At 70.9% G+C, this 13,961-nt stretch carries 14 protein-coding genes; 11 read left to right on the forward strand and 3 right to left on the reverse strand.

Annotated features, from left to right (window positions below):
• The first annotated feature begins 3 nt into the window (after positions 1-3).
• The 5 genes from ACFC14_RS07515 to ACFC14_RS07535 all read left to right on the forward strand — a co-directional run bounded on the left by ACFC14_RS07515 (position 4) and on the right by ACFC14_RS07535 (position 6,367).
• Complete coding sequence (locus tag ACFC14_RS07515) at positions 4-1,023, forward strand: ABC transporter permease (protein WP_136041373.1); 1,020 nt, start codon at positions 4-6, stop codon at positions 1,021-1,023.
• Positions 1,020-1,898, forward strand: coding sequence for an ABC transporter permease (locus ACFC14_RS07520; RefSeq protein ID WP_231481714.1), 879 nt, complete (start codon positions 1,020-1,022; stop codon positions 1,896-1,898). The genes ACFC14_RS07515 and ACFC14_RS07520 overlap by 4 nt, the downstream gene beginning before the upstream one ends.
• Positions 1,895-3,562 carry an ABC transporter ATP-binding protein gene (locus ACFC14_RS07525; protein WP_376102483.1) on the forward strand — a complete coding sequence of 556 codons (1,668 nt, stop codon included), beginning with the start codon at positions 1,895-1,897 and terminating at the stop codon, positions 3,560-3,562. Before ACFC14_RS07520 ends, ACFC14_RS07525 begins: the two co-directional genes overlap by 4 nt.
• Positions 3,559-4,515 carry an ROK family protein gene (locus tag ACFC14_RS07530; RefSeq protein WP_376102486.1) on the forward strand — a complete coding sequence of 319 codons (957 nt, stop codon included), beginning with the start codon at positions 3,559-3,561 and terminating at the stop codon, positions 4,513-4,515. Before ACFC14_RS07525 ends, ACFC14_RS07530 begins: the two co-directional genes overlap by 4 nt.
• A gap of 331 nt (positions 4,516-4,846) precedes the next feature.
• A complete protein-coding gene (locus ACFC14_RS07535; RefSeq protein ID WP_376102489.1) occupies positions 4,847-6,367 on the forward strand; it encodes an SDR family NAD(P)-dependent oxidoreductase in 1,521 nt (506 codons plus the stop codon).
• A gap of 203 nt (positions 6,368-6,570) precedes the next feature.
• Here the strand turns inward: ACFC14_RS07535 and ACFC14_RS07540 are convergent, their stop codons facing one another.
• Positions 6,571-6,909: a winged helix-turn-helix transcriptional regulator gene (locus ACFC14_RS07540; protein WP_376102491.1), complete on the reverse strand. Its 339-nt coding sequence runs from the start codon at positions 6,907-6,909 to the stop codon at positions 6,571-6,573.
• A 77-nt stretch (positions 6,910-6,986) separates the two neighbouring features.
• On the opposite strand from ACFC14_RS07540, the gene ACFC14_RS07545 reads away from it, so the two are divergent.
• Complete coding sequence (locus tag ACFC14_RS07545) at positions 6,987-7,643, forward strand: FMN-dependent NADH-azoreductase (RefSeq protein WP_376102494.1); 657 nt, start codon at positions 6,987-6,989, stop codon at positions 7,641-7,643.
• A 236-nt stretch (positions 7,644-7,879) separates the two neighbouring features.
• Here the strand turns inward: ACFC14_RS07545 and ACFC14_RS07550 are convergent, their stop codons facing one another.
• Both ACFC14_RS07550 and ACFC14_RS07555 read right to left on the reverse strand, forming a co-directional pair.
• On the reverse strand, positions 7,880-8,947 hold the full coding sequence (locus tag ACFC14_RS07550) for a sensor histidine kinase (RefSeq protein ID WP_376102496.1): 1,068 nt from the start codon (positions 8,945-8,947) through the stop codon (positions 7,880-7,882).
• A 10-nt stretch (positions 8,948-8,957) separates the two neighbouring features.
• Positions 8,958-9,629, reverse strand: coding sequence for a response regulator transcription factor (locus tag ACFC14_RS07555; protein ID WP_372468079.1), 672 nt, complete (start codon positions 9,627-9,629; stop codon positions 8,958-8,960).
• An 87-nt stretch (positions 9,630-9,716) separates the two neighbouring features.
• Here ACFC14_RS07555 and ACFC14_RS07560 point away from each other — a divergent pair, with 87 nt between their 5' ends.
• Genes ACFC14_RS07560 through ACFC14_RS07580 form a run of 5 tightly spaced genes read left to right on the forward strand, consistent with a single transcriptional unit; the run spans position 9,717 to position 13,920 of the window.
• Positions 9,717-10,385, forward strand: coding sequence for a M15 family metallopeptidase (locus tag ACFC14_RS07560; protein ID WP_376102499.1), 669 nt, complete (start codon positions 9,717-9,719; stop codon positions 10,383-10,385).
• On the forward strand, positions 10,382-11,506 hold the full coding sequence (gene alr / locus ACFC14_RS07565) for an alanine racemase (RefSeq protein WP_376102502.1): 1,125 nt from the start codon (positions 10,382-10,384) through the stop codon (positions 11,504-11,506). The genes ACFC14_RS07560 and alr overlap by 4 nt, the downstream gene beginning before the upstream one ends.
• Positions 11,503-12,453, forward strand: coding sequence for a D-alanine--D-alanine ligase (locus tag ACFC14_RS07570; RefSeq protein ID WP_376102505.1), 951 nt, complete (start codon positions 11,503-11,505; stop codon positions 12,451-12,453). The genes alr and ACFC14_RS07570 overlap by 4 nt, the downstream gene beginning before the upstream one ends.
• Positions 12,450-13,490: an acyltransferase family protein gene (locus tag ACFC14_RS07575; protein ID WP_376102508.1), complete on the forward strand. Its 1,041-nt coding sequence runs from the start codon at positions 12,450-12,452 to the stop codon at positions 13,488-13,490. The genes ACFC14_RS07570 and ACFC14_RS07575 overlap by 4 nt, the downstream gene beginning before the upstream one ends.
• Before the next feature lie 40 nt (positions 13,491-13,530).
• On the forward strand, positions 13,531-13,920 hold the full coding sequence (locus ACFC14_RS07580) for a VOC family protein (protein WP_376102511.1): 390 nt from the start codon (positions 13,531-13,533) through the stop codon (positions 13,918-13,920).
• The last annotated feature ends 41 nt before the right edge of the window (positions 13,921-13,961 follow it).

Below are 13,961 nucleotides of genomic sequence, written 5' to 3' on the forward strand. Positions count from 1 at the left end.
GACATGAGCGTGGTGGAAGCAGCGCAGAACGCGCAGCAGAAGAAGGAGAGGGCCGGCGGCCCGCGGTTCTGGTGGTACCTGTTGCGACGGGTCGGCCAGGGCGGGATCGTCATCCTCATCGTGACGCTGATCGTGTTCGCGCTGCTCCACCTCGCGATGCCGCAGGGGCCGGCCGCCGGCATCCTCGGCATGCAGGCCTCGCAGGAGCAGATCGACGCCTTCAACAAGGAGAACGGCTTCGATCTGCCCCTGTGGCAGCAGTACTTCAACTTCCTGCTGCAGCTCGTGCAGGGAGACCTGGGCGACTCCTTCAAACTCAACCGCCCCGTGGCGGATGCCATCGGCCAGCGCCTCCCGAAGACGCTGATCCTGGCCCTCATCTCGATGCTCTTCGCGCTGATCATCGCGATCCCGATGGGCATCTTCCAGGCCGTGCGCCGCGGCAAGGCGGCGGACTACGCGCTGACCACCTGGAACTTCATCGTCTACTCGACGCCGTCGTTCTTCCTCGGCCTGATCCTCGTGATCGTCTTCGCCCAGTGGCTGCGGCTCGTGCCCGCCCAGGCGCCGCAGGGCGAGACCGTCGGCGATGTGCTGTCGAACCCGGCCGGCCTCGTGCTTCCGGTGCTCACCGCGGCACTCGGCATCATCGCGACGTTCTCGCGCTACATGCGCTCCGCCACGATCGACAACCTCTCCGAGGACTACGTCCGCACCGCCAGGGCCAAGGGCACCTCGGTGCCCGTGGTGATCACCCGCCACGTGGTGCGCAACTCCCTGACCCCGGTGATCGCCATGCTCGGCTACTACCTGCCGGTCATGTTCGGCGGCATGATCGTCGTCGAATCGCTCTTCAACTACCCCGGCATGGGGCTGCTGTTCTGGACCTCGGCTCAGACCTCCGACTACCCCGTGCTGATCGGCTGCATCCTGGTGATCGCGCTCGCGACGGTCATCGGATCCCTCCTCGCCGACATCATCCAGGCGCTGCTCGATCCGCGCACCCGAGAGGAGCTCTCGTGAGCACCACGACCATCGTGATGCGCACGCTGACCCCGCGTCAGCGGGGCACGCGCCGCTTCCTGCAGAACAAGCTCGCGGTCTTCGGCATCGTGACCATCGTGCTGTTCCTGCTCTTCTGTTTCCTGGGTCCGCTGATCCACCCGACGGATCAGATCCACACCGACCTGCGCAGCACCATGCTGCCGCCGGGCAGCCCCGGACACCCGCTCGGCACCGACGACGTCGGCTACGACGTGCTCGGACGCCTCATGGTCGGCGGCCAGATCTCGATCCTGATCGGCCTCGCTGCCGGCATCCTCGCCACCGTCATCGGCACCCTCTGGGGCGCGATCGCGGGCTACGTCGGCGGTGCCGTCGACACCGTGATGATGCGCGTCGTCGACGCCGGCATCGCGATCCCCGCGACCTTCCTGCTGCTGATCCTCTCGGCGATCCTGCGCCCGAGCGTCCCGCTGATGATCTGCGTGATCGGCCTGGTCTCCTGGCTCGTCCCGGCCCGTCTCGTGCGCGCCGAGTCGATCTCGCTGAAGTCGCGCGAATACGTGCTGGCGCTGCGGGCGATGGGCGGGACGCACTCGCGGGCCGTGCTCAAGCACATCGTCCCGAACACCGTCGGCACGATCGTCGTGAACGCCACGTTCCAGGTCGCCGACGCCATCCTGCTCGTCGCCTACATCTCGTTCCTCGGCATGGGGCTGCAGAAGCCGGCGACCGATTGGGGCGCCATGCTCACCAGCGGCATCACCTACACGTACGCGGGCGCCTGGTGGCTGATCTTCCCCGCCGGATTCTGCATCGTGCTGACCGTCTGCGCCTTCAACAGCATCGGTGACGGCCTGCGCGACTTCTTCGACGTGAAGGGGCGTGCCGCATGAGCGACGCACTGCTGTCGATCTCCGACCTCTCGGTCACGTTCCGCACCGAGGACGGATCGGTCGAGGCCGTGAAAGGCATCGACCTCGAAGTCCGCCCCGGAGAGGTGCTGGCACTCGTCGGCGAGTCCGGTTCGGGCAAGTCCGTGACGGCGATGGCCATCCTGAAGCTGCTGCCGCGCTCGGCCACGGTCACCGGTTCGATCCGGCTCGCCGGGCGCGAACTCCTGCCGCTCGCGGAAGCCGAGATGAACGCCGTGCGCGGCGCCGAGATCTCGATGGTGTTCCAGGAGCCGATGACCGCGCTCAACCCGAGCATGCGGATCGGCGACCAGATCACCGAGGCGATCCTCAACCACCGCAAGATCTCGAAGGCGGAGGCCTGGGAGCGCGCGGTCGAGATGCTCCGTCGCGTGGGCATCCCCGAGCCCGCCCGTCGGGCGAAGAGCTACCCGCACGAGCTGTCGGGTGGCCAGCGCCAGCGCGTGGTCATCGCGATCGCCCTCGCCTGCGAGCCGCAGCTGATCATCGCCGACGAGCCGACGACCGCGCTCGACGTGACCGTGCAGGCCGAGATCCTCGACCTGATCCGCGGTCTCGCGGCCGAGTCGGGGACCGCGTTCCTGCTCGTGACGCACAACATGGGCGTGGTCGCCGACATCGCCGACCGGGTCGCGGTGATGTTCCGCGGCACCATGGTCGAGGTGGGCGACACCCGCACGGTGCTCACCGCGCCGCGCGAGGACTACACGAAGAAGCTCCTCAGCGCCGTGCCGTCGCTCCCCGACATCGCGAGCGTGATCGAGCGGGAACCCGAGACCGAGATCCCGGCCGCGGTGCTCGAGCTGGATGCCGCCAGCGTCACGTATCGCCGCGGCGGACGACCGTTCCTCGCGCTCGACGGGGTGAGCCTGCGCATCGCGCCAGGAGAGATCCTCGGCCTCGTCGGCGAGTCCGGATCGGGCAAGTCGACTCTCGGACGCGCGGCACTGGGACTCCTGCCCCTGTCGAGCGGCGGGATCACCCTGTTCGGCGAGAAGGTCGGACGCGGTGGCGTCTCCGGGCGTCGGGAGCGCGCGCTGCGCGGGCGTGTCGGTGCGATCTTCCAGGACCCGGGTTCCAGCCTCGACCCGCGTATGACCGTCGGCGAGGCCATCGCCGAGCCGCTGCTCGTGCAGCGTCGGCGCTTCCCGACCTCGGCGAGCACCCGTCGCACCCGTGTCGCGGAACTGCTGGATGCCGTCGAGCTGCCCACGAACTACGCCTCCCGCTATCCGCACGAGCTCTCCGGAGGGCAGCGTCAGCGCATCGGCCTCGCCCGCGCCATCGCCCTGGAGCCGGAGCTGATCATCGCCGACGAGCCGACCTCGGCGCTCGACGTCTCGGTGCAGGCCGCGGTGCTCGAGGTGCTGCGCACCCTGCAGGAGAAGATGCACTTCGCATGCCTCTTCATCAGCCACGACCTCGCCGTGGTGCACGAGATCTCCGACCGGGTCGCCGTGATGCTCAAGGGCGAGATCGTCGAGACGGGCTCCGCCGACGACGTGCTCCTGGCGCCGCAGCATCCGTACAGCCGACGGCTGCTGGCCTCGGTGCCGGTTCCCGATCCCGACAAGCAGGCGCTGCGGCGGGAGGCCCGTGCGGCCGCCCGGGTGATGGCCCCGTGACCGGGGGAGATCCGACCCGATCGACCTGGAGTGCGCGCGCTGCGGGCCCCGTCGTGCTCGGGCTCGACGTCGGCGGATCGAGCGTCAAGCACCTGCTCGCGCCCGCGCGCACATCGCTGGATGCGCCGCCGACGCCCCTCGCACGAGGCCGCCACGCGACGCCCAAGGACTCGCCCGTCGAGGGGCTGGCGGCGATCGCCGGTGCGCTCCGCGGTGATGCCGAGCTCGAACGCGTGGTGCTGTCGATCCCGGGACTCGTCGACGAGGCGGCGGGGGTGGTCGTGCGCTCGACCAACATCCCCGCGCTCGACGGTCGTGCGCTCGGAGCAGAGCTGAGCGCCGAACTCGGCATCCCGGTCGACGTCATCAACGACGGTCACGCCGCCGCGGTCGCGGAGGCTTCCTGGGGTGCGGGCGCCGGTGTGGACGACGTCTTCGTGCTCGCGCTGGGCACCGGGATCGCGGGCGCACACGTGGCGCACGGCCAGGTCGTCCCCGGCGCACACGGCTCGGCCGGCGAACTCGGGCATATCACGATCGAGCCAGACGGCAGCATGTGCTCGTGCGGGCGCCGCGGCTGCCTGGAGACCATCATCGGCGCGCCGGCTCTGCGGCGGGCGTGGGCCGCGGTCGGCGGAAAGGGCGGTCCGGAAGGGCTGCTGGCGGCGAGCAGCGAAGGGGATGCCGTGGCCACTGCGATCGTGGAACGGGCGTCGTCGGCGCTGGCGGAGGCGATCCTCACCCTGTGCGCGCTCGTGGATCCCGGCTGCATCGTGATCGGTGGGGGCCTCGCGCAGGCGCCGCATCAGCTCGTGACGCTGGCTGAGCGCTACGTCGGCGAGCGCGCCTCGTTCCACCGCGTTCCGCCCATCGTGCCGGCCACGCTGGGTGAGTGGGCGGGCGCGAACGGCGCCGTGCTGACGGCGCTCCGTCGCCAGCGCGCCCTCGTCTGACGCGTCGCGCTGCGCCGCTCCGCGCTGCCGCGTCGAGTGCACGGGTTCGTGTCGAGTGCACGGCTTCCCCGCGTCGACAGCCCGTGCGCTCGGCACCAAGCCGTGCGCTCGGCGGCGGGGCGGATGCTTCCGCTCGTCGCGCTGCGTGCCGCGCATCGCGTCTCTCCGTGCGCATCGCATCCCACCGAGTGCACGGGTTCGTGTCGAGTGCACGGCTTGCCTGCGTCGACAGCCCGTGCGCTCGGCGACAAGCCGTGCACTCGGCAGCAGGGCGGATGCCGGGGAACACGGGCGGGGCATACCCCCAGGACACTCGCGTAAAATCGGCACAATGACCGACGCCCCCTCCGACGCAGCACCCGACCTCGGACCGGGCGTCGACCCCGACGATCTCGCCACGACTCTTCGCGTGCTGGCCGAGTTGCACCAGATCGACAACGAGCATCCGGACTTCGTCGCCGTGCGCCATGCGACCGCAGCGATGTTCAAGGCCGTCAAGCGCGTGCGCCGCAAGGAGATCCGCGACGCGATCGCCGAGGCCGACAAGGCCGTGGTCGCCCGCACCGCCACGGGAGCGCCCGACCGCATCGACGACGAGACCCGCGGCAACGACCTCGCCACCAGTGTGGTGGACGCCCCCATCGCAGGCGAGCTGCTCAAGCCTCGCAACTGCTACATCTGCAAGCAGCCGTACACCCAGGTCGACGCGTTCTACCACCAGCTCTGCCCGGACTGCGCGCGCTTCAGCCACGGCAAGCGCAACGCCCGCACCGACCTCGCCGGCAAACGTGCCCTGCTCACCGGCGGCCGCGCCAAGATCGGCATGCACATCGCGCTGCGGCTGCTGCGTGACGGCGCGCACACCACGATCACGACCCGGTTCCCGCGCGACGCCGTGCGCCGCTTCTCTGCCCTGCCCGACTCGGCCGACTGGCTGCACCGTCTGCGCGTCGTCGGCATCGATCTGCGCGACCCCGCTCAGGTGATCGGCCTCGCCGACTCGGTCGCTGCGCAGGGCCCGCTCGACATCCTGATCAACAACGCCGCCCAGACCGTGCGTCGCTCGCCGGGTGCCTACTCGCTGCTGGCGGATGCCGAGCTGCAGCCGCTTCCCGACGGTCCGCTGCCCGAGATGGAGACCTTCGGGCACACCGCCGACCCGCACCCGCAGGCGCTGCAGGCCTCGGTCGACGCGCATCCGCTGCTCTCGGTCGCGGCCCTCGGCGGCACGGTCGCCGAGCAGGGCGGCCAGGCGCTCACGGCCGAAGACCTCGCACGCCTCGCGATGGCTCCCGGATCGTCGTCGCTCGAGAAGCACGCCGACGGCACGGCCATCGACGCCGGCGGACTCGTTCCCGATGTGAACCGGGTCAACAGCTGGGTGCAGTCGATCGAGCAGGTCGATCCGCTGGAGATGCTCGAGGTGCAGCTGGCCAACACGACCGCACCGTTCCTGCTGATCAGCCGGCTGCGCGCGTCGATGGCGGCATCCGACTCGCACCGCAAGTACGTGGTGAACGTGTCGGCGATGGAGGGGCAGTTCTCCCGCCGCTACAAGGGCCCCGGACACCCGCACACGAACATGGCGAAGGCCGCGCTCAACATGCTCACCCGCACCAGCGCGGGCGAGATGCTCGAGAAGGACGGCATCCTGATGACCGCCGTCGACACGGGATGGATCACCGACGAGCGCCCGCACTACACGAAGGTGCGGCTGGCGGAAGAGGGCTTCCACGCCCCGCTTGACCTCGTCGACGGCGCCGCCCGCGTGTACGACCCGATCGTGCGCGGCGAGGCCGGCGAAGACATCCACGGCGTTTTCCTGAAGGACTACGAGCCCAGCCCCTGGTGAGGCGGCCGTGCTGCGGCCCCGGCTGTGCCGCGGCGCCGGCTGTGTTGTGCCGTGCGGGGATTGGTGAGGGGCCGCAGAACGCCGCATCTTCGATCCACGACACAGCGTGTCTTGACCTCTCGCCAAGATTGGTGCGGGCGCGCGTGCGGGGCGCGCGTGCGGGGCGCGCGTGCGGGGTGTGCGTGCGCGGTGAGACGTCTGCGTCAGTGCGCGCGTGCGGCGAGGTTGGCGGAGGCCCAGCGGCCGAGGTCGTCGAGGATCGGCAGGAGCCCCTCGCCGCTGGTGGTGAGGGCGTACGACACCGTGATCGGCGGGCCGGCATCGACCGTGCGCGCGACGAGACCGGCATCGGCGAGTTCGGCCAGGCGGTCGGAGAGCACGGTGTCGCTGATTCCCGCGACCGCGCGGCGCAGCGCGACGAAGGTCGAAGGGCCACCGCCGAGCGTCGACACGATCATCCCGTTCCACCGCTTGCCGAGCACGCTGAAGGCCAGTGTGACGGCGGCGTCACACACCTGACGTTCTTCCTCGACCTCGGCCATGCACACATCCTACCCGTGCTACGTTAACCGGTGTTGCTAATAAAAACCTAGCGACTACGAAAACGAGAGGTAGGCCCATGTCCCTGTTCCGCCTGGATGCCAGCATCCTTCCCGCGTCGTCCGCCAGCCGCGCGCTCGCCGACCTCGTCGAGGCCGAGTGGACCGCGTCCCACCCCGACTCGACCGTCACCCGCCGCGACCTGGCGAGCGACCCCGTGCCCGCGACCGCCTGGGCGGATGCCGTCACCGGCGGCTTCGTCGACGAGGCCCAGCGCACGCCGGCGCAGGTCGAGGCCCGTGCGCTCGCGACCTCGTTCGCCGATGAGCTGATCGGCGCCGACGCCCTGCTGTTCGCCGTGCCGCTGTACAACTACGGCGTCTCGCAGCACTTCAAGACCTGGTTCGACCTGGCCTACACCGACCCGCGCATCGACCCGACCGGCACCGCGCTGAACGGCAAGCCCGCGACGCTCGTCACCGTGCTCGGCGGCAACTACGCGCCCGGCTCCCCCAAGGAAGGCTGGGACCACTCGACGGGCTGGCTGCGCCGTGTGCTCGAAGACGTCTGGGGCCTCGACCTGCGCGTCGTACAGCGTCCGTTCACCCTCGTGGGCGTGAACCCGGCGCTCGACGCCTTCGCCGACACCGCACGCGAGCTCAAGGAGAACGCCGAGGCCGACGCCCGCACCTTCGGCCGCGAGCTCGCCGCCACGCGCGACCCCCGCGTGGCCTGAGCCGCGGCATCCGGGCCCGGTTCACCTTGCCCGGGTCCACTTGTCCGGGTCCACTTGCCCGGGTCCACTTGCCCGGGTCCACTTGTCGGGAGAATGTCCGGATGTCGGACCGGAAACCGCGTTCCGGTCCGACATCCGTAAAAACTCCCGACAGGTGAGCCTCGGGATGCGGGACGGACCGGGCGGGGCGGACCGGGCGGGGCGGACCGGGCGGGACGGATGCGGACCGCCGGGAGTCAGGCGGGTACGGCCGCCGGGTACGGGTGCGGCAGCCACACCGTCACGATCAGGCCGCCGTCCGGGCGTGGGGTGAGCACCAGGGTGCCGCCGTGCGCCTGGGTGATGCGGTCGACGATCGCGAGGCCGAGCCCCGCCCCGGCATGGTCGTCGCCGCGGGTGCGCTCGGCCCCGCGCTGGAACGGCTCGACGAGGGTCGCCACGAGATGTGCCGGCAGCACCTCCCCGGTGTTCTCGACCACCAGCGCGACCGCCTCGGGCATCGCGTGCGTGCGCACGGCCACGGCCCCACCGGACGACAGGTTGTGCACGATCGCGTTGAGCACGAGGTTGGTGACCAGCTGCGGCAGCAGTGCCGCCGACCCGAGCACCGGCGCGGGCGCACCGCCCACCTCTACAGCCACGCCACGTCGGTCGGCGAGCGGCAGCAGTGCTTCCACCGCCCCCTCGGCGAGGAGGGAGAGGTCGACGATCTCGCGCGGGAACGTCCGGCGGTCGGCGCGGCTCAGCAGCAGCAGCGCCTCGGTGAGTTCGATCGCCCGGGTGTTCACCTCCCGCAGACGCGCGATCAGGGCGTCGACATCCCGGTCGGGATCGGCTTCTGCCACCTCGAGCAGGGTCTGCGAGATCGCGAGCGGGGTCCGCAACTCGTGCGAGGCGTTCGCGGCGAACCGCTGCTGCTCGGCGACGTGCGCTTCGAGCTGCTCGAGCATCGAGTCGAAGACGTCGGCCAGATCGCGGAACTCGTCGCGGCGGCCCGCGAGGGCCACCCGGTGCGACAGCGAGCCCTGCGCGGCGAGACGGGCCGCGTCGCCGATGCGGTCGAGCGGCGCCAGCATCCGTCCGGCGAGCAGCCACCCCGCTCCGAGACCGAACGCGAGCAGGACCAGCATGACCATCGAGGCCACCGGCACGAAGGCCCGACTGAGGTCGCCGCGATTGGGGAAGAAGTCGACGGTGTCCGGCACGTAGCGCAGCAGGAACAGCCCGACCGCCGCGAGGAGCAGACCTCCCGACACCACCACGATCACCGCATAGCTCAGTGTGAGTTTGAGGCGGGCGCTCATCCCGCGGCGCCTAGGCATCGGCATCCGTCCCGATCCGGTAGCCCACTCCGGGCACCGTCAGGATCAGCCACGGCTCGCCCAGACGCTTGCGCAGCGACGACACCGTGATGCGCACGGCGTTCGTGAACGGGTCGGCGTTCTCGTCCCAGGCCCGCTCGAGCAGCTCCTCGGCACTGACCACCCCGCCCTCGGCGTCGACCAGCACCTCCAGCACGGCGAACTGCTTGCGGGTGAGGGCGACGTAGCGGTCGTCGCGGTACACCTCGCGGCGGAACGGGTCGAGGCGGAGCCCGGCGACCTCGAGCACCGGCGGCCGGCTGCGCTGACGGCGGCGGTCGAGGGCGCGCAGTCGCAGCACGAGCTCGCGCAGCTCGAACGGCTTGGTCAGGTAGTCGTCGGCCCCGATCTCGAAGCCGCTCGCCTTGTCGTCGAGGCGGTCGGCGGCGGTGAGCATCAGGATCGGGATCCCGCTGCCGGAGGCGACGATCCAGCGGGCGATGTCGTCGCCGGACGGGCCGGGCACATCGCGGTCGAGCACGGCGATGTCGTAGGAGTTGATGCTCAGCAGCTCCAGGGCGGCGTCGCCGTCGCCGGCGATGTCGGCCGCGATCGCCTCCAGGCGCAGCCCGTCGCGGACCGCCTCGGCGAGGTAGGGCTCGTCCTCGACGATCAGCACACGCATGGCTCAGATCCTACGCAGTGCGACATATCGGGAGCATATGGAAAAGCACATACGCCCTCGCAACCGGCGGGATCCTTCACTGGAGACATGAACACCCGCACCATCCCCCGCTCCCCGAGAGCGCGGCGCCACCATCGGTTCGTCGTCGTGGCCGTCGCCCTCGCCCTCGCCGTGATCGTCGTGTTCGCGGTGCAGCAGTCGCTGTCCGTCGCGTTCGCCGACGCCGCACGCACCGGTCCGCTGCCGGGCCTCACGCCCGTACCGAACGGAGGTGTCACCGGCTCGGTCATCGCGCCGAGCGAGGCCGACGGCGTGATCCGCGACGGGGATCAGCCGACCGTGTTCGACGTGGACAGGGTGGCGGTCGGCAACCTCGATCCCGACCTGCTCGCGGCTCTGCAGCGAGCGGCATCCGATGCCGAGGACGACGGCATCACGTTCCGTGTGAACAGCGGATGGCGCACGCCCGCCCTGCAGGAGCGGATGCTGCAGGACGCGATCGTGCAGTACGGCTCGGAGGCCGAGGCCCGGCGCTGGGTAGCCACGCCCGAGACCTCGGAGCACGTGACGGGCGACGCCGTCGACCTGGGCCCGCTGCCCGCGCTCGACTGGCTCGCGCAGCGGGGGTGGCGCTACGGACTCTGCCAGATCTACGCCAACGAGACCTGGCACTACGAGCTGCGTCCGGATGCCGTCGACGAGGGCTGCCCCGAGATGCTCGCCGACCCGACCGCCGACCCGAGGACGAAGCGATGACCACTCTTCTCGCCTCCGAGCGCGTGACGCTCTCGCGCCTGCACGCACCGACCCTGCAGACGATCCCGGATGCCGTCGCCGAGAACCTGCGCCAGGTGCGGACCGCGACGACCGCCCGCATCATGGCCGTGGTCAAGGCCGACGGCTACGGGCACGGCGCCGTCACCGTCGCGCGGGCCGCGGTCGATGCCGGTGCCGAGTGGCTCGGCGTCACGGATGTGGCCGAAGCCGTCGCGCTCCGCGAGGCCGGCCTCACGGTGCCGATCCTCTCCTGGTTGAACCCCTCCGGTGTGGATGCCGCCGCCGCAGCCGCGCACCGCGTGGACATCGCGGTCGGCTCGATCGAAGAGCTGCGTCAGCTGATCGCGGATGCCACGGACCCGGTGCGCGTGCACCTGCAGCTCGACACGGGGATGGCCCGTGGGGGTGCTCCGCTGGAGGAGTGGCCGGAGCTGCTCCGGCTGGCGCGCACCGGTCGGGGGCGGGTGGAAGTCGTCGGAGTGATGGGCCATCTGCCGCGGGCGGACGAGGCCGATCCCGCGGCGAACGCGGCGGCGGTGCGGCGCATGCGGCACGGGAGGGATGCCGTGCTGCGCGCGGGCTTCGGCCCGGTGCTCGTGCATCTCGCGGCGACGTCGGGGGCGCTGACGGATCCGGCGACGCACTTCGATCTGGTGCGGGTCGGCGCGGGTCTCGTGGGGATCGACCCCTCGGAGACGACCGTGCTCGCCGGTGCATCACGGTGGACCGCACCCGTGGTGCACAGCGCCCTCGTGCCGGCGGGAACGGCGGTCGGCTACGGGGGAACGCACACCGCCGATCGGGAGACGCACTTGAGCGTGGTCGGTGTCGGGTACGCCGACGGCATTCCGCGCGAGCTCGCCCCGGGCGCCGGGGTGGAGATCGGCGGCGTACGGCATCCGATCGTGGGGAGGATCTCGATGGACCAGATCGTCGTCGACACCGGTTCCGCGCTGTTCCCGCGCGGTGCCGTCGCGACCGTGTTCGGGCCGGAGGGCGGGGCGGTGCCGTCGGTGCAGGAGTGGGCGCGGTGGGCGGGCACCATCCCGCACACGATCGTGACGGGCATCGGCGCACGAGTGCAGAGGAGTGTGGCATGACGACGAAGGTGCTGGTCATCGGGGGCGGGCAGAACCCCGAGCACGAGGTCTCCCTGGCATCCGCGGCGGCGGTGGCCGCGGCGCTGCGGATGGGCGATCACGACGTGACGACCGTGACGATCGACCGCGACGGGATCTGGCGTGTGGAGGGGCGCCCGAACGGGGGATCGGCGGCGGAGTCGCTCGCGCTCGCGCTGCCGCTACTCACCCGCACCGACGTGGTCTTCCCTGCGGTGCACGGTGCGTTGGGGGAGGACGGCGCACTCGCGGCGCTGTGTGCGCTCGCCGGAGTGCGCGTGGTCGGGTCGGGGCTGCGGGCGGGAGCCATCGGCATGGACAAGTGGACGACCAAGCTCGTGGCGGATGCCGTGGGCCTCGGCACCGCCCGCGGCCGACTGGTCTCGTCCGACGACATCGGCGACGTGGAGTTCGAGGGGGAGGTCGTGGTCAAGCCCGTGTCGGCGGGTTCGAGTCACGGAGTGGGTCTCGTGACGGAGGAGGGCCAGCTGCTCGCGGCGCTACGGGAGGCGGCGCGCTTCGATCGCCGCATCCTCGTCGAGGAGGTCGTGCGGGGGCGCGAGATCGACGTGGCGGTGCTGCGCGAGAAGGGCGGCATCCGGTGGGCGGCGCCGCCGCTGGAGATCCACGCGACCGGGCTCTTCGACACGGCCACCAAGTACGACGGCAGCGCGCGGTTCACGGTGCCGGCGCAGCTGGAGGCCGCCGAGGCTGGCGCGCTCAAGCGGGCCGCGATCACCGTGTTCGATGCTCTCGGGTGCGACGGCGTCGCGCGCATGGACTTCTTCCTCACCGAGCGGGGGCCGGTGCTGAACGAGGTCAACACGATGCCGGGGCTCACCGCCGCCTCGCAGGTGCCGCGCATGTTCGCCGCAGCGGGCGTGACTTACGTCGACCTGGTCTCGCGACTCGTGCGCGCGGCCTCGTGACCGCGCCGGCGCCACGGGTCGGATGGCCGGATGTCGCAAAGGGCATCTGCATCCTGCTCGTCGTGCTCTGGCACGTGGTCACGAAGGTCGCGGTCGGCATCCCCGGCGCGGGTCCGGTGACAGATGCATGGGTGATGCTGAACGCGCAGCTGCTGCCGTTGCGTATCCCGCTGTTCTTCCTGGTCTCCGGGATGTTCGCCGCACGGGCGGTCTCCGCGGCGAGCGGCGACTCGTGGCGACGACGGGCCGGGCGGCTCGCGCTGCTCTACCTGGTGTGGGTGCTCATCCAGACGGTCGTGCTCGCGCTGGCGCCGGAGTTCGACACGGCCCGGGCGACCGACGGGTGGCAGCTGCTCGCGCAGCTCACCATCAGTCCGACGAACCTCTGGTACCTGCTCGCGCTCGCCGTGTACCTGGCGGTCGGACGGGCGACGCGCGGGCTCCCGACCGCCGTGGTGCTGCCGGCCGCGTTCGTCATCGCGGCGGTCGCCGGTGCGGGACTCCTTCCCGATCTCGGCAACCTGTGGCAGCTGGTGCAGAACCTGTTCTTCTTCCTCTTCGGGTTGCGGCTGCGTGCACTCGTCGAACGCTTCGCGACGAGGAGCGGGGTCGGGGTGCTGCTCGCGCTCGCCGCCGGGTACGCGGGAGCGCTCGCGGTCGTCTCGGTGCTCGGTATCCGCCTCGTTCCGGGAACGTGGCCGGTGCTCTGCCTGGTCGCCGTGGCGTTCGGGGTGTCGCTCAGCGTGCTCCTCGACCGGCACGCGGAGGTCATCGCGCGACCGCTGCGGTGGATCGGCCGACGGACCCTGCCGATCTACGTGCTGCACATGATGCCCCTCGCGCTGATCGATGCGGGGCTGCACGCTGCCGGATGGCGGACGACGCCGGTGCTCGAGGCGGTCGGCCCGATCGTGCTGACGGCGGTGGTGATCGCGATCTGTCTGGGGGTGCATGCGCTGCTCGTGCGTTGCGGTCTCGAAGTGCTGTTCGACCCGCTGCGGGCGACCGACCGGCTCGCGGCCGGCATCCGTCGATGACCCCCTCGACAACCGCCGGGCGACGGCGGACCATGGAGTCATGGCGGCCTTCACAGCGGACAACGCATTCAGCGGATTCAGCGTCGACGACATCGATGCGGCGAAAGAGTTCTACGGCACGACCCTCGGCCTCGACGTCGAGGTCAACGCGATGGGGTTCCTCGACCTGCGACTGCCCAGCGGCGGGTCGATCCTCGTGTACTCGAAGCCGAACCACACACCGGCGAGCTTCACGATCCTGAACTTCCCGGTGGCGGATGTCGATGCCGCGGTGGACGAGCTCATCGCGCGGGGCGTGCAGACGAAGATCTACAGCGACGAGGAGTTCCCCTCCGACTCCCGCGGCATCGTCCGCGGCAACGGGCAGGGCCCGGACATCGCGTGGTTCCGCGATCCTGCCGGTAACGTGCTCGCGGTCATGCAGGCGTGATCCGGGGCGTGGCCTGAGTCGGATGCTCTCCGGGGCGGATC

Origin of the sequence: Microbacterium sp. NPDC055988, assembly GCF_042269505.1 — a bacterium.
In the GTDB taxonomy this organism is placed as follows: Bacteria; Actinomycetota; Actinomycetes; order Actinomycetales; family Microbacteriaceae; genus Microbacterium.

Excerpts from the sequence above, each read along its gene's own strand:
- ACFC14_RS07525 (WP_376102483.1), top strand. The coding sequence starts at position 1,895 with ATGAGCGACGCACTGCTGTCGATCTCCGACCTCTCGGTCACGTTCCGC.
- ACFC14_RS07560 (WP_376102499.1), top strand. The coding sequence starts at position 9,717 with ATGAACACCCGCACCATCCCCCGCTCCCCGAGAGCGCGGCGCCACCAT.
- alr (WP_376102502.1), top strand. The coding sequence starts at position 10,382 with ATGACCACTCTTCTCGCCTCCGAGCGCGTGACGCTCTCGCGCCTGCAC.
- ACFC14_RS07535 (WP_376102489.1), top strand. The coding sequence starts at position 4,847 with ATGACCGACGCCCCCTCCGACGCAGCACCCGACCTCGGACCGGGCGTC.
- ACFC14_RS07545 (WP_376102494.1), top strand. The coding sequence starts at position 6,987 with ATGTCCCTGTTCCGCCTGGATGCCAGCATCCTTCCCGCGTCGTCCGCC.
- ACFC14_RS07550 (WP_376102496.1), bottom strand. The coding sequence starts at position 8,947 with ATGAGCGCCCGCCTCAAACTCACACTGAGCTATGCGGTGATCGTGGTG.
- ACFC14_RS07540 (WP_376102491.1), bottom strand. The coding sequence starts at position 6,909 with ATGGCCGAGGTCGAGGAAGAACGTCAGGTGTGTGACGCCGCCGTCACA.
- ACFC14_RS07580 (WP_376102511.1), top strand. The coding sequence starts at position 13,531 with ATGGCGGCCTTCACAGCGGACAACGCATTCAGCGGATTCAGCGTCGAC.
- ACFC14_RS07515 (WP_136041373.1), top strand. The coding sequence starts at position 4 with ATGAGCGTGGTGGAAGCAGCGCAGAACGCGCAGCAGAAGAAGGAGAGG.
- ACFC14_RS07570 (WP_376102505.1), top strand. The coding sequence starts at position 11,503 with ATGACGACGAAGGTGCTGGTCATCGGGGGCGGGCAGAACCCCGAGCAC.
- ACFC14_RS07555 (WP_372468079.1), bottom strand. The coding sequence starts at position 9,629 with ATGCGTGTGCTGATCGTCGAGGACGAGCCCTACCTCGCCGAGGCGGTC.